The organism is Sutcliffiella sp. NPDC057660, from assembly GCF_042800035.1.
Classification (GTDB): domain Bacteria; phylum Bacillota; class Bacilli; order Bacillales; family Bacillaceae_I; genus Sutcliffiella_A.
In genome coordinates this window covers 1-1,966 of sequence record NZ_JBHVHV010000040.1, presented here as the reverse complement: position 1 = coordinate 1,966, position 1,966 = coordinate 1, and the positions used below count along the sequence as shown (strand labels likewise).

The following is a 1,966-nucleotide window of genomic DNA, read 5'->3' as shown; positions in this document are numbered from 1 at the left end:
ATCGGGCGCGCGCGACAAGTTCTGTTATAAACGCTTTCGAGCGTGAAAATACAGGAGGTTTACTAGATTAACTTCAACTTTACAACGGAGGATGGGAATGATGAAACCATGTATTCTGAAACCATCCCGTCAATACTCCTGCATGCGTTATGGATGACAGACCATAGGGTGTGAAGCACAGGTAGATTCGGCAGAACGAAGGCTGAAGCCATTCTAATAGAAAAGGTATGCCAACGGATATGCCGCACGGCTGAAAAACTAGATAAGGTGAGAATCGTTCTTTGAGATAGGAACTGACGAACTTCCGAAGGTAAGGGTCTAAAGATTGAACATAAGGAAACTTATGTCCCATCTTACGATGGGGTGAGTGGTGTGGAGTAAAATTGCGCCCTCTGAAATACGCTATACCGAACAATGGCGGTATCAAGCTCACAGGCTTAAAGGAAGCACCTAACTCTAGAATAGATAGCTACGTTGTAAGGTACTTGGAAAGCAAGGAACGTTGATACAAGGGCTGTCACCTAAAACGGTTGCTATAAGTTTTTTATGAAAAGCATTCATCCTTGTGAGGGTAGGGGTACGACTAATGAAGCTTCTGTAATGGGAGTGGAGGAACAGCCCCAAGTCTACTGATTGAAAAGATTATTTTCCTAACGTGAATGGCACCGATCAGGTAAGAATGTGGGAACATCACTTCATTAGGAGGGATGCCACAGTGCCAACGCTACGATATTGGGACTATTACAATATGACCGAGACGTACACAGATTTGTATGAAAAAGCTAAGGATGGAAAATCATTTTCCTTCCTATATAATATCGTCACTTCACGAGAAAATATATTGCTTGCTTTTCGTACGATTAAATCAAATAGAGGTTCTATGACACCAGGTACCGATGGAAAAACCATCGCAGATTTAAAAGAAATTACGGAAAATGAACTCGTCACTGAAGTGAAGATGAAACTACAAAACTACCAACCCAAGAAAGTCAGAAGAGAATGGATTGAAAAGGATAATGGGAAATGGAGACCACTTGGTATTCCGTGTATTCTTGATAGAATTATTCAACAAAGCTTCAAACAGGTTCTCGAACCTATTGCGGAAGCAAAGTTCTATAAACATAGTTACGGCTTTAGACCCCTTCGGTCTGCTCATCATGCGATGGCAAGAATACAATATTTGATTAATCAAGCACAACTGCACTTTGTAGTAGATATTGATATTAAAAGTTTCTTTGACAATGTCAACCATACAAGATTAATTAAACAACTATGGAACCTAGGTATTGAGGATAGAAAAGTTCTTGCCTGCATATCCAAAATGATTAAAGCAGAGATAGATGGAGAAGGAGTTCCTAAGAAAGGGACACCGCAAGGTGGAATACTATCACCTCTCCTATCTAATATCGTGCTGAATGACTTGGACCAATGGGTCGCCGGTCAATGGGAGTTCTTTCCGCTCACGAAACCATATCAATCAAAAGTTGGGGAACGTTATGCAAAGAAACGTTCCAATTTAAAGGAAGGGTACCTCGTCCGCTACGCGGACGACTTCAAGGTACTATGTCGAGATGGAAAAGCTGCCCTCCGATGGTACCATGCAATACGCCGTTACTTAAAAGAAAGACTGTGTCTGGATATCTCTTCCGAGAAATCTCAGATTGTGAATCTGCGCAAAAGGGATTCTGAATTTCTAGGGTTTACTATTCGTGCGAACAAAAAGGGAAAGAAAAGGGTAGCGCATACTAGCATTATCCATAAGAAAAGAAGGAAAATTAAACAAGAGGCAAAAAAGCTTATCCGTAAGATAAAGGCTTCGCCCACTTCCCAAAACGTTCAACGGTATAATAGTTTTGTTTTAGGCATCCATCATTACTTCAAGCGAGCGACTCATGTAAACCTAGTGTTCACACGTCTTGCATATGATTTAAAGTCATTCCTGTACAACCGACTGCGTCCGATTGGG

Annotated in this window: 1 protein-coding gene; it reads left to right on the top strand. The window is 41.3% G+C overall.

Features of this window, described 5'->3' with window-relative positions:
- Nucleotides 1-715: 715 nt before the first annotated feature.
- A partial coding sequence (gene ltrA, locus ACFVAD_RS24195; protein WP_386646452.1) for a group II intron reverse transcriptase/maturase occupies nucleotides 716-1,966 on the top strand: 1,251 nt, incomplete at its 3' end.